Annotated in this window: 25 protein-coding genes; 14 read left to right on the top strand and 11 right to left on the bottom strand. The window is 61.1% G+C overall.

Annotated features, from left to right (window positions below):
- The first annotated feature begins 21 nt into the window (after window positions 1-21).
- From rng to tldD, 4 genes are read left to right on the top strand one after another with little or no spacing between them, the layout of a single operon-like run.
- Window positions 22-1,479: a ribonuclease G gene (rng, locus tag HU742_RS03905; RefSeq protein WP_186613392.1), complete on the top strand. Its 1,458-nt coding sequence runs from the start codon at window positions 22-24 to the stop codon at window positions 1,477-1,479.
- Between the two features lie 58 nt (window positions 1,480-1,537).
- The gene (locus HU742_RS03910) at window positions 1,538-5,341 is read left to right on the top strand and encodes a YhdP family protein (protein ID WP_186643895.1); all 3,804 of its coding nucleotides are present in this window, start codon (window positions 1,538-1,540) and stop codon (window positions 5,339-5,341) included.
- Window positions 5,342-5,389: 48 nt separating this feature from the next.
- Window positions 5,390-6,253, top strand: coding sequence for a carbon-nitrogen hydrolase family protein (locus HU742_RS03915; protein WP_186638015.1), 864 nt, complete (start codon window positions 5,390-5,392; stop codon window positions 6,251-6,253).
- 5 nt (window positions 6,254-6,258) lie between these two features.
- Window positions 6,259-7,701: a metalloprotease TldD gene (tldD, locus tag HU742_RS03920; protein WP_186643894.1), complete on the top strand. Its 1,443-nt coding sequence runs from the start codon at window positions 6,259-6,261 to the stop codon at window positions 7,699-7,701.
- A gap of 46 nt (window positions 7,702-7,747) precedes the next feature.
- Here the strand turns inward: tldD and yjgA are convergent, their stop codons facing one another.
- Window positions 7,748-8,272, bottom strand: a complete 525-nt coding sequence (yjgA, locus tag HU742_RS03925) for a ribosome biogenesis factor YjgA (RefSeq protein WP_186613398.1) — start codon at window positions 8,270-8,272, stop codon at window positions 7,748-7,750.
- A 108-nt stretch (window positions 8,273-8,380) separates the two neighbouring features.
- Here yjgA and pmbA point away from each other — a divergent pair, with 108 nt between their 5' ends.
- The 6 genes from pmbA to HU742_RS03955 all read left to right on the top strand — a co-directional run bounded on the left by pmbA (window position 8,381) and on the right by HU742_RS03955 (window position 13,672).
- Window positions 8,381-9,727: a metalloprotease PmbA gene (pmbA, locus tag HU742_RS03930; RefSeq protein WP_186643893.1), complete on the top strand. Its 1,347-nt coding sequence runs from the start codon at window positions 8,381-8,383 to the stop codon at window positions 9,725-9,727.
- A gap of 178 nt (window positions 9,728-9,905) precedes the next feature.
- Complete coding sequence (locus HU742_RS03935) at window positions 9,906-10,301, top strand: FagA protein (protein ID WP_186638021.1); 396 nt, start codon at window positions 9,906-9,908, stop codon at window positions 10,299-10,301.
- The gene (locus HU742_RS03940; protein ID WP_186643891.1) at window positions 10,294-11,670 is read left to right on the top strand and encodes a class II fumarate hydratase; all 1,377 of its coding nucleotides are present in this window, start codon (window positions 10,294-10,296) and stop codon (window positions 11,668-11,670) included. Before HU742_RS03935 ends, HU742_RS03940 begins: the two co-directional genes overlap by 8 nt.
- A gap of 27 nt (window positions 11,671-11,697) precedes the next feature.
- Window positions 11,698-12,138 carry a DUF2753 family protein gene (locus HU742_RS03945; protein ID WP_186643889.1) on the top strand — a complete coding sequence of 147 codons (441 nt, stop codon included), beginning with the start codon at window positions 11,698-11,700 and terminating at the stop codon, window positions 12,136-12,138.
- Between the two features lie 2 nt (window positions 12,139-12,140).
- Complete coding sequence (locus tag HU742_RS03950; protein WP_186643887.1) at window positions 12,141-12,752, top strand: superoxide dismutase; 612 nt, start codon at window positions 12,141-12,143, stop codon at window positions 12,750-12,752.
- A 29-nt stretch (window positions 12,753-12,781) separates the two neighbouring features.
- Window positions 12,782-13,672: a ZIP family metal transporter gene (locus tag HU742_RS03955; RefSeq protein ID WP_186638033.1), complete on the top strand. Its 891-nt coding sequence runs from the start codon at window positions 12,782-12,784 to the stop codon at window positions 13,670-13,672.
- A gap of 36 nt (window positions 13,673-13,708) precedes the next feature.
- On the opposite strand, the gene HU742_RS03960 is transcribed toward HU742_RS03955, so the two are convergent.
- The 10 genes from HU742_RS03960 to HU742_RS04005 form a co-directional block, all read right to left on the bottom strand.
- Entirely contained in the window at window positions 13,709-13,984 is a 276-nt protein-coding gene (locus tag HU742_RS03960) for an HPr family phosphocarrier protein (protein ID WP_186638036.1), read from the bottom strand.
- A gap of 15 nt (window positions 13,985-13,999) precedes the next feature.
- Window positions 14,000-14,857, bottom strand: a complete 858-nt coding sequence (gene rapZ / locus HU742_RS03965) for an RNase adapter RapZ (RefSeq protein WP_186638038.1) — start codon at window positions 14,855-14,857, stop codon at window positions 14,000-14,002.
- A gap of 2 nt (window positions 14,858-14,859) precedes the next feature.
- Window positions 14,860-15,324 (bottom strand): PTS IIA-like nitrogen regulatory protein PtsN, encoded by a 465-nt coding sequence (gene ptsN / locus HU742_RS03970; RefSeq protein ID WP_186638040.1) that lies wholly within the window; start codon window positions 15,322-15,324, stop codon window positions 14,860-14,862.
- A 12-nt stretch (window positions 15,325-15,336) separates the two neighbouring features.
- Window positions 15,337-15,645 carry a ribosome hibernation-promoting factor, HPF/YfiA family gene (gene hpf, locus HU742_RS03975; RefSeq protein ID WP_039592236.1) on the bottom strand — a complete coding sequence of 103 codons (309 nt, stop codon included), beginning with the start codon at window positions 15,643-15,645 and terminating at the stop codon, window positions 15,337-15,339.
- 76 nt (window positions 15,646-15,721) lie between these two features.
- Entirely contained in the window at window positions 15,722-17,215 is a 1,494-nt protein-coding gene (locus HU742_RS03980) for an RNA polymerase factor sigma-54 (RefSeq protein ID WP_186638042.1), read from the bottom strand.
- A 196-nt stretch (window positions 17,216-17,411) separates the two neighbouring features.
- Complete coding sequence (gene lptB / locus HU742_RS03985) at window positions 17,412-18,137, bottom strand: LPS export ABC transporter ATP-binding protein (protein WP_047228667.1); 726 nt, start codon at window positions 18,135-18,137, stop codon at window positions 17,412-17,414.
- A complete protein-coding gene (gene lptA / locus HU742_RS03990) occupies window positions 18,137-18,685 on the bottom strand; it encodes a lipopolysaccharide transport periplasmic protein LptA (protein WP_186613418.1) in 549 nt (182 codons plus the stop codon). The genes lptB and lptA overlap by 1 nt, the downstream gene beginning before the upstream one ends.
- Window positions 18,672-19,241 carry an LPS export ABC transporter periplasmic protein LptC gene (gene lptC / locus HU742_RS03995; protein WP_186613420.1) on the bottom strand — a complete coding sequence of 190 codons (570 nt, stop codon included), beginning with the start codon at window positions 19,239-19,241 and terminating at the stop codon, window positions 18,672-18,674. The genes lptA and lptC overlap by 14 nt, the downstream gene beginning before the upstream one ends.
- A 7-nt stretch (window positions 19,242-19,248) precedes the next feature.
- On the bottom strand, window positions 19,249-19,773 hold the full coding sequence (locus tag HU742_RS04000; RefSeq protein ID WP_186638053.1) for a KdsC family phosphatase: 525 nt from the start codon (window positions 19,771-19,773) through the stop codon (window positions 19,249-19,251).
- Window positions 19,773-20,747 carry a KpsF/GutQ family sugar-phosphate isomerase gene (locus HU742_RS04005; RefSeq protein ID WP_186638055.1) on the bottom strand — a complete coding sequence of 325 codons (975 nt, stop codon included), beginning with the start codon at window positions 20,745-20,747 and terminating at the stop codon, window positions 19,773-19,775. Before HU742_RS04005 ends, HU742_RS04000 begins: the two co-directional genes overlap by 1 nt.
- A gap of 273 nt (window positions 20,748-21,020) precedes the next feature.
- Between HU742_RS04005 and HU742_RS04010 the strand changes: the two genes are divergently transcribed.
- From HU742_RS04010 to HU742_RS04025, 4 genes are read left to right on the top strand one after another with little or no spacing between them, the layout of a single operon-like run.
- Complete coding sequence (locus tag HU742_RS04010; protein ID WP_186613426.1) at window positions 21,021-21,830, top strand: ATP-binding cassette domain-containing protein; 810 nt, start codon at window positions 21,021-21,023, stop codon at window positions 21,828-21,830.
- Entirely contained in the window at window positions 21,830-22,627 is a 798-nt protein-coding gene (gene mlaE / locus HU742_RS04015) for a lipid asymmetry maintenance ABC transporter permease subunit MlaE (protein ID WP_186638057.1), read from the top strand. Before HU742_RS04010 ends, mlaE begins: the two co-directional genes overlap by 1 nt.
- Window positions 22,627-23,094 carry an outer membrane lipid asymmetry maintenance protein MlaD gene (gene mlaD, locus HU742_RS04020; RefSeq protein WP_186613429.1) on the top strand — a complete coding sequence of 156 codons (468 nt, stop codon included), beginning with the start codon at window positions 22,627-22,629 and terminating at the stop codon, window positions 23,092-23,094. The genes mlaE and mlaD overlap by 1 nt, the downstream gene beginning before the upstream one ends.
- A gap of 11 nt (window positions 23,095-23,105) precedes the next feature.
- Complete coding sequence (locus tag HU742_RS04025; protein WP_186613431.1) at window positions 23,106-23,759, top strand: MlaC/ttg2D family ABC transporter substrate-binding protein; 654 nt, start codon at window positions 23,106-23,108, stop codon at window positions 23,757-23,759.
- Window positions 23,760-23,761: the final 2 nt, after the last annotated feature.

The raw sequence follows: 23,761 nt of genomic DNA on the forward strand, positions 1-23,761 counted from the left end.
ACGCCTGAACGAGACCCTGCCATGAGTGAAGAGATCCTGATCAACATCACGCCGATGGAATCGCGCGTGGCGGTGGTTGAAAACGGTGTCCTGCAAGAGGTTCACGTCGAGCGCACGCAAAAGCGTGGCATTGTCGGCAACATCTACAAGGGCAAGGTGGTGCGGGTGTTGCCGGGCATGCAGGCGGCGTTCGTCGACATCGGCCTGGACCGCGCAGCGTTCATCCATGCGTCGGAAATTTCCATGCGCGAAGGGCCGGCGGTGGAAAGCATCAGCGCGCTGGTGCATGAAGGCCAGAGCCTGGTGGTGCAGGTCACCAAGGATCCTATCGGCTCCAAGGGCGCGCGGCTGACCACCCAGTTGTCCATTCCGTCGCGTTACCTGGTGTACATGCCACGCACTGCCCACGTCGGCATTTCGCTGAAGATCGAAGACGAAGGCGAGCGTGAGCGTCTGAAGAAGGTCGTCAGCGACTGCGTGGAAAAAGAAGGGATCAAGGAGGCCGGTGGCTTCATCCTGCGCACCGCCGCCGAGGGCGCCGGCGCCGACGAGATCCTGATGGATATCCGCTACTTGCGAAGGCTTTGGGACCAGATCGCCGTGCAGATCAAGACCATCGCCACGCCCAGCGTGATCTACGAGGACCTTGGCCTGGCGCTACGGACCCTGCGGGACCTGGTCAGCCCCAAGATCGAGAAAATCCGCATCGATTCCCGGGAAACGTTCCAGAAGACCACGCAATTCGTCGCCGAGCTGATGCCTGAAATCGCCGACCGTCTCGAGCATTATCCTGGCGAACGGCCGATTTTCGACCTGTACGGCGTAGAAGACGAAATCCAGCGCGCCCTTGAACGCAAGGTGCCTCTCAAGTCTGGCGGTTACCTGGTGGTCGACCCGGCCGAGGCGATGAGCACCATCGACGTCAATACCGGGGCGTTTGTCGGCCATCGCAACCTCGAAGAAACTATCTTCAAGACCAATCTTGAGGCGGCCACGGCTATCGCCCGGCAACTGCGCCTGCGCAACCTGGGCGGAATCATCATCATCGATTTCATTGACATGGAAGATGAAGAGCATCAGCGCCAAGTGCTGCGTACCCTGGAAAAGCAACTCGAGCGCGATCACGCCAAGACCAACATCATCGGCATCACTGAGCTGGGCCTGGTGCAGATGACCCGCAAGCGCACCCGCGAAAGCCTTGAGCAGGTGCTCTGCGAGCCCTGCAGCAGCTGTCAGGGGCGAGGCAAGCTGAAGACTCCGGAAACCGTGTGTTACGAAATCTTCCGGGAAATTCTCCGCGAGGCACGCGCCTACCAGGCGACGGGCTATAGAGTGTTGGCTAACCAGAAAGTGGTGGACCGCCTGCTCGATGAAGAGTCCGGCAACGTCGCGGAATTGGAAGCCTTTATCGGTCGCACGATTCGCTTCCAGGTGGAAACCATGTATTCCCAGGAGCAATACGACGTGGTGTTGCTCTGAAGTCGCGTGGATGGCAAGGCCGCGCAATTGAATGCCTTTGCCAGGGGGGACTGCTGACATGGAGCGTCTGACACGCCTTTTGGCGACGCTGACACGCTGGGGGCTGGGCCTGTGCGCGCTGCTGCTGGTGGTGCTCGCGTTATACGTCAGCCTCGGCCGGGAGTTGGTCCCGCTGGTGGCCGAATACCGCAGCGAAGTCGAGACTCGGGCCAGCGAAGCGTTGGGCATACCCGTGCATGTCGGTAGCCTCGAAGGCACTTGGAGTGCCCTGGCGCCGATATTGGCCGCGCGCGACGTGGTGGTCGGGGAGGGGCCGAATGCCTTGCACCTCGATCAGGTCAGGGCCGTGCCGAACCTCTGGGACAGCCTGCTGACGCGCCAGGTGCGCATCGCTCATCTGGAAGTCAGTGGCCTGAAGATCAGCCTCAAGGAAGGCGCCGACGGCAAATGGGTGCTGGAAGGCCTGCCGGTGCGGGACGACCAGCCATTCGATCCACAGCAGTTGCTGGATCGGATGCAGATGGTTTCGAAGCTGTCGGTGCTCGACAGCCAGGTCACTTTGCAGCCGGTGGATCATCCTCCGTTGAGCCTGACCTACGTCGGCCTGAGCTTGCGCACCGGCGGCGCCCGCCAGCGCTTGGACGCGCGCCTGACGTTGCCGGACGGCCAGCCCGTGGCGATCAACCTGCGTACCCGCATTCGCGCCAGCGACTGGAAGAATGGCGAGGCGGATGCCTATTTGAGCCTGCCGCAAAGCGACTGGTCCAAATGGCTGCCGAAGCGCCTGACCCGACAATGGAATTTTTCCGAGATCAAGGCCGGCGGCGAGTTCTGGCTCAGTTGGGGCCAGGGCACGGTGCAAAGCGCGGCCATGCGCTTGAATGCGCCGCAGCTCCAGGGTGCTTATGCCGACCGCAAACCGGTGCAAATCCACAACCTGGCGCTCAACGCATATTTCCAGCGCAGCAGCCAGGGATTCACCGCGACCTTCGACACGCTGGCAATGAACCTGGGCGAGACCCGTTGGGAATCGCGTCTCCATTTGCAGCAGAGTGACGCCACCGACAAGACCGAGGAACGCTGGCATTTGCAGGCCGATCGCCTCGACCTGACACCGCTCACGCCACTGCTCAATGCCCTGGCGCCGTTGCCCGAAGGCCTTGCCACGACAATTGACCGGCTCAAGGTAACCGGTGGCCTGCGCAACGTCCTGGTGGACTTTCGACCACAAAACACCGGCGACCAGAAAATCAGCTTTGCGACCAACCTGGACACCGTGGGCTTTGACGCCTATCGCGGTGCCCCAGCGGCGCGCAACGTGTCGGGCAGCCTCAGTGGCGACCTCGGCGGTGGCGAGTTGCGCATGGACAGCAAGGATTTCTCCCTGCACCTGGACCCGATCTTTGCCAAACCTTGGCAATATCAGCAGGCCAACGCCCGGCTGACCTGGAAGCTCGACAAGCAGACGTTCACCCTGATCGCGCCGTATCTGAAGGTGCTGGGCGAGGAAGGCCGAATTGCTGGCGATTTCCTGATCCGCCTGCATCTGGACCACAGCCAGGAAGACTACATGGACCTGCGGGTCGGCCTGGTGGACGGTGACGGGCGCTACACCGCCAAGTACCTGCCGGCCGTCCTCAGCCCGGCGCTGGACGAATGGTTGCGCACGGCCATCGTCAAGGGTGCGGTGGACGAGGGTTTTTTCCAGTACCAAGGCTCGCTGAATAAAAGTGCCGGGGACGCGGACCGCAGCATCAGCCTGTTTTTCAAGGTGCATGACGCCGAGCTGGCGTTCCAGCCGGGCTGGCCTTCGGTCAGCAAGGTCAGCGGTGATGTGTTCGTCGAAGACAGCGGCGTACGCATCTTCGCCAGCGAAGGGCAACTGCTGAACACGCAGGTCAAGGACATCGCGGTGAATATCCCTCATGTACCCAGCGGGCAGAGTTCTCATCTGCTGTTGGACGGCGGTTTCGCCGGCGGATTGGGCGACGGCCTGAAAATCCTCCAGACCGCGCCGATTGGCACGGCCGAGACGTTCGCTGGCTGGGAAGGCGAGGGCGACCTGCAAGGCAACGTGAAACTCGATATCCCGCTGGTCAAGGGCGAGGAACCGAAGATCCTGGTGGACTTCTCCACCGACAAGGCCCGGCTCAAGCTCAGCGAACCAGCGCTGGAATTGACCCAGCTCAAAGGCGATTTCCGTTTCGACAGCAGCAAGGGGCTGAGTGGCAAGAACATCGCGGCCCGGGCGTTCGACCGCCCCGTGACCGCGCAGATTTTCGCCGAGGGCCGTGCCGGTGCGCTCAACACCCGGGTCGCCGCGTCCGGGCAGGTGGAAATCAAGAAACTCACCAATTGGCTGAATGTCACCCAGCCGTTGCCGGTATCCGGTGTCGTGCCCTACCAGTTGCAAGTGATCCTGGACGGTGCCGACAGCCAGTTGTCGGTCAGCTCCAGCCTCAAGGGCGTGGCCGTAGACCTGCCGACACCTTTCGGCATGGCTGCGGATGTTGGCCGCGACACAGTGTTTCGCATGACCTTGCAAGGGCCGGAGCGGCGGTATTGGCTCAATTACGGCGATTTGGCCAGTTTTACTTACGCGGCGCCGAGTGGGAACTTCGCTGACGGTCGCGGCGAATTGTTGCTGGGCGTGGGCGATGCGGTCTTGCCTGGCGCCAAGGGGCTGCGATTGCGCGGCACGCTGTCGGAACTGGACGTGAGTCCTTGGCAGGAACTGGTTGGCAAATACGCCGGTCAGGATCCGGGCGGTAGCGCCCGGCAAGTACTCAGCAGCGCCGACCTGAAAGTGGGCAAGCTTACTGCCATGGGCACGACGCTGGACCAGGCGTCGGTGCAACTGGACCGTAAGCCGGACGCTTGGGCCATGCGGCTTGACAGCCAGCAGGCCAAGGGCAGCGTCAATTTGCCGGATGCCAAAGCTGCTCCCATCGCCATCAAGCTCGATTACGTCCGGCTACCCGCCGCCGACCCGACGGTCCAGGCCGACGAAAACGCCCCGGATCCACTGGCCTCGGTCGATCCCAGCAAGATACCGGCCATGGATATCGCCATCGACCAGTTGTTCCAAGGCCCCGATCTCATCGGTGCGTGGTCGCTGAAGGTACGCCCGACCGGCAAGGGCATTGCGCTGAACGATCTGGACATGGGCCTGAAGGGCATGGTCTTGAACGGCAATGGCGCCTGGGAAGGCCTGCCCGGTTCCACCAGCAGTTGGTACAAGGGTCGTATCAAGGGCAAGAATCTGGCCGACGTGCTCAAAGGCTGGGGCTTCGCGCCGAGCGTGACCAGCCAGGAATTTCACCTGGATGTCGACGGCCGCTGGCCCGGTTCGCCCGCCTGGGTGGCCACCAAGCGTTTTTCCGGTAGCCTCGATGCGTCCCTCAATAAAGGGCAGTTCGTTGAAGTCGAGGGAAGTGCCCAGGCGCTACGGGTATTCGGGCTATTGAATTTCAACTCCATTGGCCGCCGCTTGCGCCTGGATTTCTCCGACCTGTTCGGCAAGGGGCTGAGTTACGACCGGGTCAAGGGACTGCTGGTGGCGAGTAACGGGGTTTATGTGACCCGCGAACCCATCACCCTGACGGGGCCGTCGAGCAACCTGGAACTCAACGGAACGCTGGACATGGTGGCCGACCGGGTCGACGCCAAATTGTTGGTGACCTTGCCGGTGACCAACAACTTGCCAATCGCCGCGCTGATCGTCGGCGCACCGGCAGTGGGTGGGGCGTTGTTTTTGATCGACAAACTGATCGGTGACCGCGTGGCGCGTTTTGCCAGCGTAAGATACGACGTCAAGGGGCCGTGGAAAGAGCCGAAGATCACCTTCGACAAACCGTTCTGATCGATCGATGCCCTACCACACCGGACAAACGAAATAGCGGGAGGAGTCATGCCAGTCGCCGTGATTCAAATGGTCAGCCAAAGTGATGTACTCGCTAACCTGGCCCGTGCCCGCGTGTTGCTGGAACAGGCTGCCGCCGGTGGCGCAAGGCTGGCGGTGCTGCCTGAAAACTTCGCCGCCATGGGTCGGCGGGACGTCGCCGACATCGCGCGCGCCGAAGCCTTTGGTCAGGGACCGATCCTGCCCTGGTTGAAACAGGTCGCCCGCGACCTCAAGTTATGGATTGTGGCCGGGACGTTGCCGTTGCCGCCGGTAGACCAGCCTGAGGCCAGGGCCCACGCGTGCTCTTTGTTGGTGGATGACCAAGGCCAGGTCGTGGCGCGCTATGACAAGCTGCACCTGTTTGATGTGGACGTGGCGGACAATCGCGGGCGCTACCGCGAATCCGATGACTATGCTTACGGCGCCAACGTGGTGGTCGCCGATACACCGGTGGGCCGGGTTGGCTTGACGGTTTGCTACGACTTGCGTTTCCCGGAACTCTACAGCGAGTTGCGGGCGGCCGGGGCCGAATTGATCACCGCGCCTTCGGCCTTTACCGCGGTGACCGGCGCCGCCCATTGGGACGTGCTGATACGCGCCCGAGCCATAGAGACCCAGTGCTACATGCTGGCGGCCGCCCAAGGCGGTATGCATCCGGGGCCACGGGAAACCTTTGGCCATGCCGCGATTGTCGACCCTTGGGGCCGCGTGCTGGCACAACAGGATCAGGGGGAGGCCGTGCTGTTGGCCGAGCGCGACAGCAATGAACAAGCGTCCATCCGGGCGCGCATGCCGGTGGCGAGCCATCGGCGCTTTTTCTCGCAGGGCGCCCGACGGCGGCCTGTCCAAGACGACGAATTCAAGGCGTAGAACTTATGAGCGGGTTGTTGTCCTCAGTCAGTGAACATCTTTTAGCCCCCGGTGGCGTGACCCTCGAAAGCCTGCAGGGCGTGCTGGGCGACCTGGCCGGCCCGGGCATCGATGCGGCCGACCTGTATTTCCAGGGGCAGATTTCCGAGTCGTGGTCGCTGGAAGACGGCATCGTCAAGGAAGGCAGTTTCAACCTCGACCAAGGCGTGGGCGTGCGTGCCCAGTCCGGCGAAAAAACCGGGTTTGCCTACAGCAACGCCATCACCCTCGAAGCCCTCGGCGCTGCGGCCCGTGCCGCCCGTTCGATCTCCCGCGCAGGGCAGAACGGCACGGTCCAGGCGTTCCGCAGCCAGGACGTGGCCCAACTGTATGCGCCGGATAATCCGCTGGAAGTCATGAGCCGCGCCGAAAAAGTCGAATTGCTCAAGCGCATCGACGTCGCCACCCGCGCGCTCGACCCGCGTATCCAGCAGGTCTCGGTGAGCATGGCCGGGGTCTGGGAACGGATCCTGGTAGCGTCCACCGATGGCGGCCTGGCCGCCGACGTACGGCCGCTGGTGCGTTTCAACGTCAGCGTGATCGTCGAGCAGAACGGCCGTCGTGAGCGCGGCGGCCACGGCGGTGGCGGACGTACCGACTACCGTTATTTCCTCAGCGAAGACCGCGCCATGGGCTACGCCCGCGAAGCGCTGCGCCAGGCCCTGGTCAACCTGGAGGCCATCCCGGCCCCGGCTGGCACCTTGCCGGTGGTGCTCGGGTCGGGCTGGTCAGGCGTGCTGTTGCACGAAGCCGTCGGCCACGGCCTGGAAGGCGATTTCAACCGCAAGGGCAGCTCGGCCTACAGCGGACGCATGGGTGAAATGGTCGCCTCGAAACTCTGCACCATCGTCGACGATGGCACCCTCGCCGGACGTCGTGGCTCCCTGAGCGTCGACGACGAAGGTACGCCGACCGAGTGCACCACGTTGATCGAAAACGGCGTGCTCAAGGGCTACATGCAAGACAAGCTCAACGCTCGCCTGATGGGCGTGGCCCGCACCGGCAACGGTCGCCGCGAATCCTACGCGCACCTGCCGATGCCGCGCATGACCAATACTTACATGCTGGGCGGCCAGAGCGATCCGGCCGAAATCATCGCGTCGGTGAAGAAGGGCATTTACTGCGCCAATCTCGGTGGTGGCCAAGTGGACATCACCAGTGGCAAGTTCGTGTTTTCCACGAGCGAGGCCTACCTGATCGAAGACGGCAAGATCACCGCACCGGTCAAGGGCGCGACCCTGATCGGCAACGGGCCGGAGGCGATGAGCAAGGTGTCGATGGTCGGCAACGACCTGGCGCTGGACAGCGGTGTCGGGACGTGTGGCAAGGATGGGCAATCGGTGCCGGTGGGCGTTGGCCAGCCGACCCTGAAGATCGATGCGATTACCGTGGGTGGCACGGGCGCATGATGGGAGCGCCGGGTGGAGTGCCAAGCCCTCCACCCGAGGGCGTTACTCAGCGCAGGCCGCGTTGAGTCTCGTCCAGCTCACGGATGTATTTGAAGATTTTTCGGCTCGAGGCCGGCGGCTTGTTCTGCGCCAATTCGTGCTGGGCCTGACGGATCAGGGAGCGCAATTGTTGGCGGTCAGCCTCCGGATAGTCGATGACGAATTTTTCCAACACGCCGTCATCGCCCGCGATCAAGCGATCGCGCCAGCGTTCCAGGCCGTGGAAGCGTTCGTTGTACTGCCGGGTGGAGGCATCGAGTTGATCGAGCAGAACCAGGATGGCGTCAGTGTCCTGGTCGCGCATCAGTTTGCCGATGAATTGCAGGTGCCGTTTACGCGCGATATTCGCGGTGTGCTTGGGCGCATCGGCCAGGGCCCGGCGCAAAGCGTCGGTCAGTGGCAGTTTGGCCAGCAAGTCAGGCTTGAGTGTTGTCAGGCGCTCGCCGAGGTCAACCAGAGCATGCAGCTCGCGTTTGACCTGGGATTTGCTTTTTTCACCCTCGTAGAGGGAGTCGTCGTAAGAATCAACCATGGTGGCAGTCCGCAAAGAAACGCCGCCATGATAACCAGTCGGGGGCCGCTTGTCCGGCCCGGTCGCTCGATGGCGACCACCGAAAATAGAATTTGAGTGGAGAACCCCATGAGTGCAGTCCAGAGCGTCGGCCCGCAAGCATTGCCGGCACTGCAAGAACAAGTCGAGCAGATCATCGCCGAGGCCAAGCGACAGGGCGCCAGCGCGTGCGAAGTGGCGGTATCCCTGGAGCAGGGGCTGTCGACGTCGGTGCGCCAGCGTGAGGTGGAAACCGTTGAGTTCAATCGCGACCAGGGTTTCGGCATTACCCTGTATGTGGGGCAGCGCAAGGGTTCGGCCAGCACCTCGGCCAGCGGTCCGGAGGCCATTCGCGAAACCGTCGCCGCTGCGCTGGCAATCGCCAAGCACACCTCTGAAGACGAAGCCTCGGGCCTGGCCGATGCCGCGCTGATGTGCAAGGAACTGAAGGATTTCGACCTGTTCCATGCCTGGGACATCACACCGGAGCAGGCCATTGAACAGGCGCTGCGTTGCGAAGCGGCAGCATTCGATGCCGACAGCCGGATCAAGAATGCCGATGGCACGACGCTCAATACCCACCAGGGCTGCCGGGTATACGGCAACAGCCACGGTTTCATCGGCGGTTATGCATCGACCCGCCACAGCCTCAGCTGCGTGATGATCGCTGAGGCCGACGGCCAGATGCAGCGTGACTACTGGTATGACGTGAGCCGCCAAGGCACCTTGCTGACGGACCCGGTGAGCATCGGCCAGAAAGCCGCGCAACGTGCAGCCAGTCGCCTGGGCGCGCGGCCCGTACCGACTTGTGAAGTGCCGGTGTTGTTCTCAGCCGAACTGGCCGGTGGGCTGTTCGGCAGCTTCCTGTCGGCGGTGTCCGGCGGCAATCTGTACCGTAAATCGTCGTTCCTCGAAGGCTCGCTGGGCCAGAAACTGTTTCCGGAATGGATGACCATCGACGAGCGTCCGCACCTGATGCAAGCCATGGGCAGCTCGGCGTTCGACGGTGACGGCCTGGCCACCTACGCCAAGCCGTTCGTGGAAAACGGCGAGCTGGTCTCCTATATCCTCGGCACCTACTCGGGTCGCAAGCTCGGCATGCCGAGTACCGCCAATGCCGGAGGCGTGCACAACCTGTTCGTGACCCACGGCGAAGAAGACCAGGCGGCCTTGCTGCGACGCATGGGCCGCGGCCTGCTGGTGACTGAACTGATGGGGCATGGCCTGAACATGGTCACCGGCGATTACTCCCGTGGCGCGGCGGGGTTCTGGGTCGAGAATGGCGAGATCCAGTTCCCGGTCCAGGAAGTGACCATCGCGGGCAATATGCGCGACATGTTCAAGCAGATCGTTGCCGTGGGGAATGACCTGGAGCTGCGCAGCAACATTCGCACCGGCTCGGTGCTGATCGAACGGATGATGGTGGCGGGTAGCTAACGCCTCATCGCATCAACAAAGGCGCGTCATCCACTGGGGTGACGCGCCTTTTTTGTACCCGAAGAATTCTGTGTGGCGAGGGGATAAATCCCCTCGCCACAATGTGATCCTCGTTAGACTTGTGTTGCTTCTTATTATCATCTAATAATGAATCTCATTAGCCGAGTGAGCCCCGGTCATGAGTTTCGCCCTGCACGAACAACCCTACCTTGAAAGCTGGCGCTGGATGAGCCGCCAGATCCGTTGCGCGATGAGCCCGGACGAGCCGCGGCTGATCGATCATTACCTGGCCGAAGGGCGCTATCTGGCGTGCTGCACGGCCACTTCCTCGTGGATGATTTCTGAAACCGCCTTCCGGCTGTTGCTCGACACCGCCTCGGATGTCGCACTGCCCTGGCATTGGCGCAACCTCTGTCTCGATCAAGCCTGGCGCCCTTTGCGCGATCTGGAGCGGCAGTCGCTTTGCCGCTGTCGCCTCCAGCGCTGGCAGAGTCATGCCTGGGCGCTGGCGACGTGCGCGCTGGCGCCGTCGATTTCCCTTATTGAACTGGAGCAAGGATTTCCCGATGAGTAATACCCGTATCGAACGTGACAGCATGGGCGAGCTCCAAGTCCCGGCGGCTGCGCTCTACGGCGCACAGACCCAGCGCGCCGTGGACAATTTCCCCATCAGTGGCCAACGCATGCCGGCGCAATTCATTCGCGCCCTGATTCTGGCGAAAGCTGCCGCCGCCCGGGCTAATGTGGAGTTGGAGCAAATCAGTGCGGCCCAAGGCAAGGCCATCGTCGATGCGGCCCAAGGCCTGCTCGAAGGCGATTTCATGACGCATTTTCCGGTGGATATTTTCCAGACCGGGTCCGGCACCAGCTCCAACATGAACGCCAACGAAGTGATCGCCACCCTGGCCAGTCGTCTGCTGGGGGAGACGGTCAATCCGAATGACCATGTGAACTGCGGCCAGAGCAGCAACGACATCATTCCCACCAGCATTCACGTCAGTGCTTCCCTGGCATTGCACGAGCAGTTGCTGCCGGCGTTGGAGCATCTGGTGCAGGTGATCGAGCGCAAGGCCCTGGAGGTCCATCCGTTCATCAAGACCGGTCGCACCCACCTCATGGACGCGATGCCGGTGCGCCTGAGCCAAGCGCTCGACGGTTGGGCGCAGCAGCTCAAGGCCAATATCGGCCATCTGCAAGATTTGCAGCCGAGCCTGCAATCGCTGGCCCAAGGTGGTACGGCGGTCGGGACTGGGATCAATGCCCACCCGCGGTTTGCCGAGCTGTTCAGCCAACAACTGACGCAACTGACCCAAGTGCAATTCACTCCGGGCGAAAACCTGTTCGCGTTGATCGGTTCCCAGGACACCGCCGTGGCGGTTTCCGGGCAATTGAAGACCACGGCGGTGTCGTTGATGAAAATCGCCAATGACCTGCGCTGGATGAACTCCGGGCCGCTGGCAGGCTTGGGGGAAATCGAACTCGAGGGCTTGCAGCCGGGCTCCTCGATTATGCCCGGCAAGGTCAATCCGGTCATTCCCGAAGCCACCGCAATGGTCGCGGCCCAGGTGATCGGCAACGACACGGTGATCACCCTCGCCGGTCAATCAGGCAATTTCGAACTCAATGTGATGCTGCCGATCATTGCCCAGAACCTGCTGAGCAGCATCACCCTGATGTCCACCGCCAGCCGCTTGCTGGCGGATAAGGCCATCGCCACGTTCAAGGTCAACGAAGCCAGGCTCAAGGAGGCGCTGTCGCGCAATCCGATCCTGGTCACGGCACTGAACCCGATCATCGGTTACCAGAAGGCCGCTGAAATCGCCAAGCAGGCGTATCAGCAAGGTCGTCCGGTCATCGATGTCGCGCTGGAACACACCGATCTGACTCGCAGCGAGCTGGAAGTCCTGCTGGACCCGGAGAAGCTCACCGCCGGCGGCGTGTAACCCCGACACCTGTGTGGAGGACTCATCATGGAACACTGGAAACGTACGATCGAACGGGCCAATCGCTGTTTCATGCAAGGCGAGCTGGTGGACGCCCGCGAAGCCTACCTGCAAGCCCTGGCGCTGGCCCAAGTGTTGTTCGAGCGCTGGGCGGACGCCGACGAAGCCGTGGCGGCCTGCGTCGTGTCCCACCACAACTTGGCGGATCTGCACTTGCGCTTGAACCAGCCGGAGGAGAGCGCCGAGTACCTATGCGCCATCCACCAGCGCCTGCTGCAGACCATGCAGGACGAACGCATGGCGCCGGCGTTGCGTGAAGCCGCGATGCGCCAAAGCCACAAGACCTATGTCGAACTGCTGAATTTCATCAGCGATCACGGCGAATACCCACGCACCCAGCGCCTGTTGCACTGCAAAGCCGCCGCGCCTCGTCAGCGCAACGCCACTCTTCATCACGGAGTTCATTGAACATGGCTTTTACCTTGCCCGCTTTGCCTTACGCCTACGATGCCCTGGAACCGCACATCGATGCGCAAACCATGGAGATCCACTACACCAAGCACCACCAGACCTACATCAATAACCTCAACGCGGCCGTAGATGGCACCGAATATGCCGATTGGCCTATCGAGAAACTGGTGGCCAGCGTTGAACAATTGCCGCAGAACCTGCGCGCCGCGGTGGTCAATCAGGGCGGTGGCCATGCCAACCATTCACTGTTCTGGGACGTGATGACGCCCCGCGGTGGCGGTCAGCCGAACGGGGCGCTCGCGACGGCGATCGAGGCCCAACTGGGCGGCATCGAGCGCTTCAAGGAGGCTTTCACCAAGGCTGCGCTGACCCGTTTCGGCAGCGGTTGGGCCTGGTTGAGCGTGACCCCGCAAAAGACCCTGGTGGTGGAAAGCAGTGGCAACCAGGACAGTCCGTTGATGAGCGGGAATACGCCCATCCTTGGCCTGGATGTTTGGGAACATGCTTATTACCTGCTGTACCAGAACCGTCGTCCCGAATACATCAACGCCTTCTATAACGTGATCAATTGGCCGGAAGTCGCACGACGTTACCAGGCTGCGCTTGCTTGAGCCCTTCCTGAAACAATCCAAGGCTGACTATGGACACTGAAGCGCTGGCGGTAGGCGGCGGGCGGATGTTCCGCTACGCCTTGGGATCGTTGTTGGTGTTGGCCGGAATGGCATTATTGGCGGTCCAGGGATTGGCCTGGCTGGACCTGGAGCCGAAACTGCTGCGTGCATTGCAGGGCGGCGGGCTTTGCGCTCTGGGCACCGCGTTGGGTGCCGTGCCGGTGCTGGTGATCCGGCGCATGCCCCAAGCTGTGAGCGATTCGCTGCTGGGTTTCGGCGCCGGGGTGATGCTCGCTGCCACAGCGTTTTCGTTGATCGTGCCCGGCATTGCCGCGGCCGAGCAGCTGGGATTCACGCCGTGGGCAGCCAGCGGTTTCATCAGTTTCGGCATTTTGCTCGGGGCGTTCGGGTTGTATCTGGTGGACCGCAAGGTATCTGCCAGCCCCGAAAAGCTGTTGGTAACGCCGGGCCATCCGATCATTGCGCCGCGGATCTGGCTGTTCGTATTCGCAATCATCGCCCATAACATTCCCGAAGGCATGGCCGTCGGTGTCTCGGCGGGCGGCGGCATGCCGGATGCCGACAGCCTGGCGATGGGCATCGCCTTGCAGGACGTGCCGGAAGGGCTGGTCATCGCGCTGGTACTGGCCGCCGCCGGGATGTCCCGTGCCAGAGCATTTTTGATCGGCGCCGCGTCAGGGCTGGTCGAGCCGGTGTTCGCGCTGCTGTGCGCCTGGCTGGTGAGCCTGGCCGAGGCGCTGCTGCCCCTGGGATTGGCGTTGGCCGCAGGCGCGATGTTGCTGGTTGTCACCCATGAAGTCATCCCTGAATCGCGCCGTAATGGTCACGAGAAGCTGGCGAGCCTGGGGCTGCTGGTGGGGTTTTGCTTGATGATGGTGATGGATACGGCGTTGGCGTGACGCTCCCCATAAAGGTCGTGTTTGGGCGAGGGGCAGTTATTCGCCTTCATCAAAGTAGTTATTGATGAGTCCCACCAGTGCATCCATCGCTTCCTGAGCCTGTTCACCTTCCGTGTTCAGGTGGATCTTGGTGCCTTTGCCCGCTGCAAGCATCATCATCGCCATGATGCTCTTGCCGTCGACCGTTGATTCAGGCGTCCGCCCGACCCGGATCGTGGTATCAGGAAATTTGCCCGCCACACCCACGAATTTGGCCGAGGCACGGGCATGCAGGCCCAGCTTGTTGATGATTTCAATTTCCCGAGCAGGCATCGCGATGTGAATCCTTTAGCTGAGGTCGCGGTGGCGAACCTGGACGTTCTTCAGGGATTGTTGCAAGAGCTGACCCAGGCGCTCGGTCAGGTAGACGGAGCGGTGATGCCCACCGGTACAGCCGATCGCGATCGTGACGTAGGCGCGGTTGCTGGCGGCGAAACGGGGCAGCCATTTCAGCAGGTAGCCAGAAATGTCCTGGTACATTTCCTCGACATCCGGTTGGGCCGCCAGGTAATCGATTACCGGCTGGTCGAGCCCGGACTGTTCGCGCAGTTCCGGCTTCCAGTAGGGATTGGGCAGGCACCGGACATCGAACACCAGGTCGGCATCCACCGGCATGCCACGCTTGAAGCCGAACGACTCCACGAGGAAAGCCGTGCCCGGCTCCGGCTGGTTCAGCAGGCGCAGCTTGATGGTGTCACGCAGCTGATACAGGTTCAGGTTGGTGGTGTTGACCTTCAGGTCCGCCAAGTCGGCGATCGGGCCGAGCAGCTGGCTTTCGTCATGGATGGCTTCCGCCAGGGAGCGGCTGGCGTTGCTCAGCGGATGGCGTCGACGGGTTTCAGAGAAGCGTTTGAGCAGCGTCTCCTCGTCGGCGTCCAGGTAGAGCACATCGCATTGGATATGCCGGCTGCGCACTTCTTCGAGCAATTCGGGGAATCGCGACAAATGGCTGGGCAGGTTGCGGGCATCGATGGACACAGCGACCAGTGGTTGCGCCAGCTCGGTGTGGATCAGCGCTCGCTCGGCCAATTCTGGAAGAAGGCCTGCTGGCAAATTGTCGATGCAATAGTAACCGCTGTCCTCAAGGACGTTGAGGGCCGTGCTTTTACCGGAGCCGGAGCGGCCGCTGACGATGATCATGCGCATGTTTAATGGCCGTTCTGCTCGTCCAGGACTACCTGATACAAGGCTTCGTTGCTCGGGGCGCTGCGCAGTTTTTCGCGTACTTCCTTGCGGTCCAGCATGCTGGCGATCTGGCGCAGCAGCTCCAGGTGCGCATCGGTCGCCGCTTCCGGGACCAGCAATACGAACAGCAGGTCGACCGGGGCGCCGTCGATGGCGTCGAAATCGATAGGCGCTTCCAAGTGCAACAACGCGCTGATTGGCGCGGAGCAGCCCTTGAGGCGACAGTGAGGAATGGCGATGCCGTTGCCAAAACCGGTGGAGCCGAGTTTTTCACGGGCGACCAATGCCTCGAAGACGTCTTGCATTTCCAGATCCGGTACCTCGCGGTGGATCAGGTTGGCAATTTGTTCGAGGGCTTTCTTTTTGCTGCCGCCCGGCGCGTTCACTTGGGAACGGCCGGGGGTCAGGATGGTTTCTAGTCGGATCATGGATTGGGGGGGTTAACGACCGGTTGCGCCCTGGAGGAGGCTCTGGGTCTTTTCCTTATGCTTTTTGAGTTGGCGATCCAGCTTGTCAGTCAGCAGGTCAATCGCGGCATACATGTCTGAATGCTCTGCGTTGGCAACCACTTCTCCGCCGGGAATATGCAGCGTGGCTTCGATTTTCTGCAGCAGCTTCTCGACGTTCATCGTGACCTGCACGTTGGTGATCTTGTCGAAATGCCTTTCCAATCGGTCGAGTTTCTCGCCGATGTAGGTGCGCAGGGGTTCGGTCACTTCCAGTTGGTGTCCACTGATGTTGACTTGCATACAGCTTCTCCTTCGTTGCCAGTGCATAAAGCGGCAGGCAGAAATACCTGCCACTGGAACGCTGTGGCGTGGCCTGTTACATCAACCGCTTGCGTTCGCTCGAAGGCGCGATCCCGAGGGATTCACGGTATTTGGCGACGGTACGGCGGGCCACCTGAATGCCTTGTGCCTCCAGTAAACCAGCGATCTTGCTGTCACTCAACGGCTTTTTCTGATTTTCCGCCGCGACCAATTTTTTGATGATCGCGCGGATGGCCGTGGACGAGCATTCGCCGCCTTCGGAGGTGCTGACGTGGCTGGAGAAAAAGTATTTCAATTCATAGATGCCCCGTGGGGTATGCATGAATTTCTGGGTAGTCACCCGGGAAATCGTCGACTCATGCATGCCCACCGCCTCGGCGATGTCGTGCAGGACCAACGGTTTCATCGCTTCGTCGCCGTACTCCAGGAAGCCGCGCTGATGCTCGACGATCTGGGTGGCAACTTTCATCAGGGTTTCGTTGCGGCTTTGCAGGCTCTTGATGAACCAGCGCGCTTCCTGCAACTGGTTGCGCATGAAGGTGTTGTCGGCGCTGGTGTCGGCGCGCTTCACGAAACCGGCGTATTGGGCGTTGACTCGCAGCTTGGGCACCGATTCCTGGTTCAGTTCCACCAGCCAGCGGTCGTTGTGCTTGCGCACGATCACGTCAGGTACCACGTATTCGGGTTCGGTGGATTCGATCTGCGAGCCAGGGCGCGGATTGAGGCTTTGTACCAGCTCGATGACCTGGCGCAGCTCATCTTCCTTGAGCTTCATGCGACGCATCAGTTGGCTATAGTCGCGGCCGCCCAGCAGGTCGATGAAATCCGTCACCAACCGTTTGGCTTCGGCCAGCCACGGGGTCTTGGCAGGCAGCTGGCGCAGTTGCAGCAACAGGCACTCACCCAGGTTGCGAGCACCGATGCCGGCGGGTTCGAACTGCTGGATGCGATGGAGGACGGCTTCGATCTCGTCCAGCTCGATGTCGAGCTCGGGGTCGAAGGCTTCCAGGATCTCTTCGAGGGTCTCGTCCAGGTAGCCCTGGTTGTTGATGCAATCGATCAACGTCACGGCGATCAGGCGATCGGTATCGGACATCGGCGCCAGGTTCAGTTGCCACAGCAGATGACTTTGCAGGCTCTCGCCGGCGGAGGTGCGGGTGGTGAAATCCCACTCGTCGTCATCGCCGCTCGGCAGGCTGCTGGCGCTGGTCTGGTATACGTCGTCCCAGGCCGTATCCACGGGCAGCTCGTTGGGAATACGCTCGTTCCATTCACCGTCCTCGAGGTTGTCCACCGTCGGGGCGGCTTCCTGGTAGGACGGTTCCGGGATTTCGGCGGGAGTTTTCTGCTCGACGCTATCGGCCAGCGGATCGGTATTGTCGAAGTCTTCGCCTTCTTCCTGGCGTTCGAGCATCGGATTGGACTCCAGCGCCTCCTGGATTTCCTGTTGCAGGTCCAGGGTCGACAATTGGAGCAGGCGGATGGCCTGTTGCAGCTGCGGTGTCATCGTCAGCTGCTGGCCCATTCTCAAGACTAGCGATGGTTTCATGGCAGGGGCTTAACACCTTATTCGCCGGCGCACATGCGCCATCCACTACAGGGCGCCGGAGCGCCAAACTTAAGCAAATTATATGCCTGAAACTGAAGTGTTTGCCTAGGGGGCGCTCTCAATTAATTGAACGCGTCCCCGCGACGTCGGCATTGAAGCGCCGGCGCCGCTCGGGCATTCGCCAGGCACATAGTGCTTAAAGGCGGAATTCATGGCCCAGATACACTTCCTTGACCAGTTCGTTGGCCAGGATGGTGGCGGAGTCGCCTTCGGCAATCAACTGGCCGTCATTGACGATATAGGCGGTTTCGCAGATATCCAGGGTCTCGCGCACGTTGTGGTCGGTGATCAATACGCCGATCCCCTTGGCCTTGAGGTGGTGGATGATCTGCTTGATGTCGCCCACGGAAATCGGGTCCACGCCAGCGAACGGTTCGTCGAGCAGGATGAATTTCGGCGCGGTGGCCAGGGCGCGGGCGATTTCCACACGGCGGCGTTCGCCACCGGACAGGCTCATGCCCAGGTTGTCGCGAATGTGACTAATGTGGAACTCTTGCAGCAGGCTTTCCAGTTCCTGGCGACGGCCGGCCTTGTCGAGCTCCTTGCGGGTCTCGAGGATTGCCATGATGTTGTCGGCCACCGACAGCTTGCGAAAGATCGACGCTTCCTGGGGCAGGTAGCCGATACCGGCTTTTGCCCGGCCATGCATCGGCTGGTGGCTGACGTCCAGGTCATCGATCAGGACGCGACCCTGGTCGGCCTGGACCAGGCCCACGATCATGTAGAAGCAGGTCGTCTTGCCCGCGCCGTTGGGGCCGAGCAGGCCGACGATCTGGCCGCTGTCGATGGACAGGCTGACATCGCGCACGACCTGGCGGCTCTTGTAGCTCTTGGCCAAGTGCTGGGCTTTCAGAGTTGCCATTACTGGGCCTTCTGCTCGTCGGTTTTCTTTTTCGGCTGGATCACCATGTCGATGCGCGGACGCGATTCGGTGACCTTGCTGCCAGTGGCGCGACCGGCGCTGGCCAGTTTCTTGTTGGTGTCGTAGACGATTTTCTCGCCTTGGGTCACGTTGTTGTCCTTGTCGACGACCTTGGCGCGGTCGATCAGCACGACGCGATCCTGGGATGCGTGATACTGGATGGTCACCCCGTAGCCTTGCACCGGCTTGGTGTCGCCTGCGGTTTGCAGCTGTTCGAAGTAGGCCAGGTTACCCACCGAGGTCACCACGTCGATGTCGCCGGACTGGGTGCGGGTGATGGTCACGGTATTGCCGGTCACCTTCATCGAGCCCTGGGTGATGATCACGTCACCTTTATAGGTGGCGACACCGTTCTTGTCGTCCAGTTGCGCGTCGTCGGCCTGGATGCGGATAGGCTGGTCGCGGTCGTTGGGGAGGGCCCAGGCGCTCGCGCTTCCCAGTGCTGCGCCCAGACTGAGCAAAATAGGGAGGGTTTTAGCGAGCTTCATACTGTCCTCTTACTTTCGATAGCAGGTGTATCCTGCTTTCCTTCAAATACGCCTTCATTCCTACGCCAGTCGACACGCCGCCGGCGCCGTCGATTCTAACGGGTTGCTCGGTCTGCGCATATTCTCGCTGCGGAAAGACCGTCATGCGGCTGCTGGTAATGATGGTCGTACGGTTCTTTTCATCGGTTCGGGCGATGCGTACCGAGTCGATCAGCTCGACTTCGGTGCCACCGGGATTGACCTCGGCGCGCTCGCTCTGGACGTGCCACGGAAATTCAGTGCCCCGGAACATGTTCAGGTCCGGTTTGGTGACCAGCGTGATATCGCTGGCCTTTACGTGATCGACCTTGTCGGAGGTCATTTCGTACTGCAGCTTGCCGTCGGGCAGGTATTGCAGCGTATGCGTATTGGTTGCGTACCAGTCGATATTTTCCTCGACCTTGGCCGCCGGCTGGTCAAGGAAGCGTTCCGGGCTGATGTTCCAGTAGCCGACCGCCGCGAAAATCGCTGCGATACAGCCGAACACCAGGATGGTGCGAATCTTCTTGCTTAGCATAAATGGCTCACAGGTATGCGGCGTGGGCCGCTTCGAGGTTGCCCTGGGCACGCAGGATCAGTTCACAGAATTCACGGGCCGCGCCTTCGCCGCCCCTCGCCGTGGTAACCCCATGGGCGTGCTCGCGTACGAAGGCGGCCGCGTTGGCCACGGCCATGCCCAGGCCGACCCGGCGGATCACCGGCAGGTCAGGCAGGTCGTCACCGAGGTAGGCGACCTGTTCATAGCTTAGATTGAGTTGGCCAAGGAGTTCGTCCAGTACCACCAGTTTGTCTTCGCGGCCCTGATAAAGATGCGCGATACCGAGGTTCTTCGCCCGCCGCTCGACCACCGGGGTCTTGCGACCACTGATGATAGCGGTCTGCACGCCAGTCGCCATCAGCATCTTGATGCCTTGGCCGTCGAGCGTATTGAAAGTCTTGAATTCGCTGCCGTCTTCAAGGAAGTACAGGCGGCCATCGGTGAGCACGCCGTCAACGTCGAACACGGCGAGCTTGATATTCTTGCCCCGTAGCAGCAGGTCGGTCGTCATTACATTACTCCAGCACGCAGCAGGTCGGACAGATTGAAGGCGCCAACCGGGCGGTCCTCGTCGTCCACCACCACCAGTGCGTTGATCCTGTGGTCTTCCATGATTTTCAGGGCTTCGGCGGCGAGCATGTCGGCGCGAGCGGTCTTGCCGTGAAGGGTCATGACTTCGTCGATGGTCGCATTGCGGATATCGATGGCGCGATCGAGGGTACGGCGCAGGTCGCCGTCCGTGAAGATCCCGGCGAGCTTGCCGTCGGCTTCGAGGATCACCGTCATGCCCAGCCCCTTGCGGGTCATCTCCATGAGCGCGTCCTTGAGCAGCGTGCCGCGTTGTACTTGCGGCAACTCCTCGCCGGCGTGCATCACGTTTTCGACTTTCAGCAACAGGCGACGGCCCAAAGCGCCACCGGGGTGGGAAAAAGCGAAGTCCTCGGCGGTGAAGCCCCTGGCTTCCAGCAGCGCCACGGCCAGGGCATCGCCCATGACCAGGGCTGCGGTGGTGGATGAGGTCGGGGCCAGGTTCAGCGGGCAGGCTTCGTGTTCGACATGAACGTTGAGGTTCACTTCGGCGGCCTTGGCCAAGGGAGAGTCCGGATTGCCAGTGATGCTGATCATCTGGATGCCCAGGCGCTTGATCAATGGCAGCAACGTGAGGATTTCATTGGTCGAGCCGGAGTTGGACAGGGCCAGGATGACATCGTCCCGGGTGATCATGCCCATGTCGCCGTGACTGGCTTCGGCCGGGTGGACGAAAAATGCCGTGGTGCCAGTGCTGGCCAGGGTGGCGGCGATCTTGTTGCCGATATGCCCGGACTTGCCCATGCCGACCACGACCACGCGCCCCTTGCTGGCCAGAATCATCTCGCAGGCGCGTACGAAATCAGCGTCGATATGAGGCAGCAAGCCTTGCACGGCTTCGAGCTCGAGGCGGATGGTACGTTGTGCCGATTGAATCAGGTCGCTGGATTGGCTCATGTCAGAATCGTATAGCCCGATGAAAAGGCGGCGATTATAGCGACAATGAACGATTCCCTCACGTTAGTTCGTCATGCTTTATTCGAACGGTTGTAAGGTCGGACATAAAATGTGGCGTTTTATCTCTGGTCTGGCTTAACGGGCAAGGGGTTGGCCTTGGGCGCCTGGCGGTTGCAGTGATATAGTTCGCCGCCGGTTCGTGTGCCCGGTGGTGCCGGCGTTTGTCGGCTGGCCGGGGCATTCGAATATGAGGCTGCATCGCAAGGAGTTTAGATGAGTGCCGACAACGCCTACGCGGTCGAGCTGAAGGGACTGTCCTTCAAGCGAGGGACGCGCAGCATTTTCAATGACATCGATATTCGTATCCCGCGCGGCAAGGTGACCGGCATCATGGGTCCTTCCGGCTGCGGAAAGACCACGCTGCTGCGGCTGATGGGCGCACAACTGCGCCCCAGCGCCGGCGAAGTCTGGGTCAACGGCCAGAACCTTCCGCAGTTATCGCGCGGCGACCTGTTCGATGCGCGCAAGCATATGGGCGTGCTGTTCCAGAGCGGTGCCCTGTTCACTGACCTTGATGTATTCGAGAACGTGGCGTTTCCCCTGCGGGTCCATACGGAGCTGCCGGAAGAGATGATTCGCGACATCGTCCTGCTCAAATTGCAGGCCGTCGGGCTGCGGGGTGCCCTGGAACTGATGCCGGACGAGTTGTCTGGCGGCATGAAGCGGCGGGTGGCCTTGGCCCGGGCGATCGCCCTCGACCCGAAAATCCTGATGTACGACGAACCCTTCGTTGGGCAGGACCCCATTGCCATGGGCGTGCTCGTGCGCCTGATCCGCCTGCTCAACGATGCGTTGGGCATCACCAGTATCGTGGTCTCCCATGACCTGGCCGAAACCGCGAGCATCGCCGACTACATCTATGTTGTAGGCGATGGTCAGGTGCTGGGGCAGGGCACGCCCCAGGAGTTGCTGGATTCGGACAATCCGCGCATTCGCCAATTCATGAAAGGTGATCCGGACGGCCCGGTGGCGTTCCATTTTCCGGCCACGGATTACCGTACCGATCTGCTGGGGAAGCGCTGATGCGCAAGACATCATTAATAGAAAGAGTCCGCCTGTTCGGCCGCTCAGGTATCGACGTAGTGGCGGTGCTGGGGCGTTCCTCGCTGTTCCTCATGCATGCCTTGCTGGGGCGCAGTTCGACCGGTGGTGGTTTTGGCCTGTTGGTCAAGCAGCTGCATTCGGTGGGGGTGATGTCCCTCGTGATCATCGTGGTCTCCGGGATCTTCATCGGCATGGTGCTGGCACTCCAGGGCTTCAGCATATTGTCCAGCTACGGGTCGGAGCAGGCGGTCGGGCAGATGGTTGCGCTGACATTGCTGCGGGAACTCGGGCCGGTGGTGACGGCGTTGCTGTTCGCCGGGCGTGCCGGTTCGGCGCTGACGGCCGAAATCGGTAACATGAAGTCCACCGAGCAGTTGTCCAGCCTGGAAATGATTGGCGTCGACCCGCTCAAGTACATTATTGCCCCGCGCCTGTGGGCCGGCTTCATTTCCCTGCCGGTGCTGGCGATGATCTTCAGCGTCGTGGGGATCTGGGGCGGCTCATGGGTGGCCGTCGATTGGCTGGGGGTCTATGAAGGCTCCTATTGGGCCAACATGCAGAACAGCGTCGATTTTCTCGACGATGTGCTCAACGGTGTGATCAAGAGTGCCGTATTCGCTTTCGTGGTGACCTGGATTGCCGTGTTTCAAGGTTATGACTGTGAGCCCACGTCAGAGGGGATCAGCCGTGCCACAACCAAGACCGTGGTCTACGCCTCGTTGGCCGTCCTGGGCCTTGACTTTATTCTGACCGCCTTGATGTTTGGAGATTTCTGATGCAAAACCGCACCCTGGAAATCGGTGTCGGCCTTTTCTTGCTGGCTGGCATCCTGGCTTTGCTGCTGCTGGCCCTGCGGGTCAGTGGACTGGCGCCGACCGCGAGCACCGATACTTATAAACTTTATGCTTATTTTGACAATATCGCCGGTTTGACGGTCAGAGCCAAGGTGACCATGGCCGGTGTGACCATCGGCAAGGTCACGGCAATCGATCTGGACCGCGACAGTTTCACTGGCCGGGTAACGCTGCAGTTGGAAAAACGCGTGGATAATCTGCCGACCGACTCCACTGCATCTATCCTCACGGCTGGGCTGCTGGGCGAGAAATACATCGGTATCAGCGTGGGCGGGGAAGATTCCCTGCTCAAGGACGGCGGGACCATCCACGATACGCAGTCGTCGCTGGTGCTTGAGGACCTGATCGGTAAATTCCTGCTCAATACCGTTAGCAAAGACGCCAAATGAGGAGCTTTTGAATGATCTCTATCCTACGACGCAGCCTGCTGGTCCTGTTGGCGGCACTGCCGCTGATGGGCAATGCCGTGGCGGCGCCTTCGGCGCACGACATCATCAAGACGACGACTGACCAGTTGTTGGCGGATCTTTCGGCCAACAAGGAAAAGTACAAGCAGGACCCGAGCGCGTTCTATGAGTCCTTGAACCGGATTGTCGGGCCGGTTGTGGACGCTGACGGCATTTCCAAGAGCATCATGACCGTCAAGTACTCGCGCAAGGCTACGCCTGCGCAGATGACCCGCTTCCAGGAAAACTTCAAGCGCAGCCTGTTCCAGTTCTATGGCAACGCCTTGCTTGAGTACAACAATCAGGGCATCACCGTCGACCCGGCCAAGGATGAGTCAGGCGAACGCACCAGCGTCGGCATGACGGTCAAGGGCAACAACGGCGCCGTCTACCCTGTGTCCTACACACTCGAGAAGATCAATGGCGAGTGGAAGGTACGTAACGTGATCATTAATGGCATCAACATCGGCAAGCTGTTCCGCGATCAATTCGCCGATGCGATGCAGCGCAATGGTAATGACCTGGAAAAGACCATCAATGGTTGGGCCGGTGAGGTCGCCAAGGCAAAGGAAGTTGCCGAAGATGCCCAAGAGAAGCAGCAACAATGAAC

It is taken from the genome of Pseudomonas marvdashtae (assembly GCF_014268655.2).
GTDB classification, from domain to species: domain Bacteria; phylum Pseudomonadota; class Gammaproteobacteria; order Pseudomonadales; family Pseudomonadaceae; genus Aquipseudomonas; species Aquipseudomonas marvdashtae.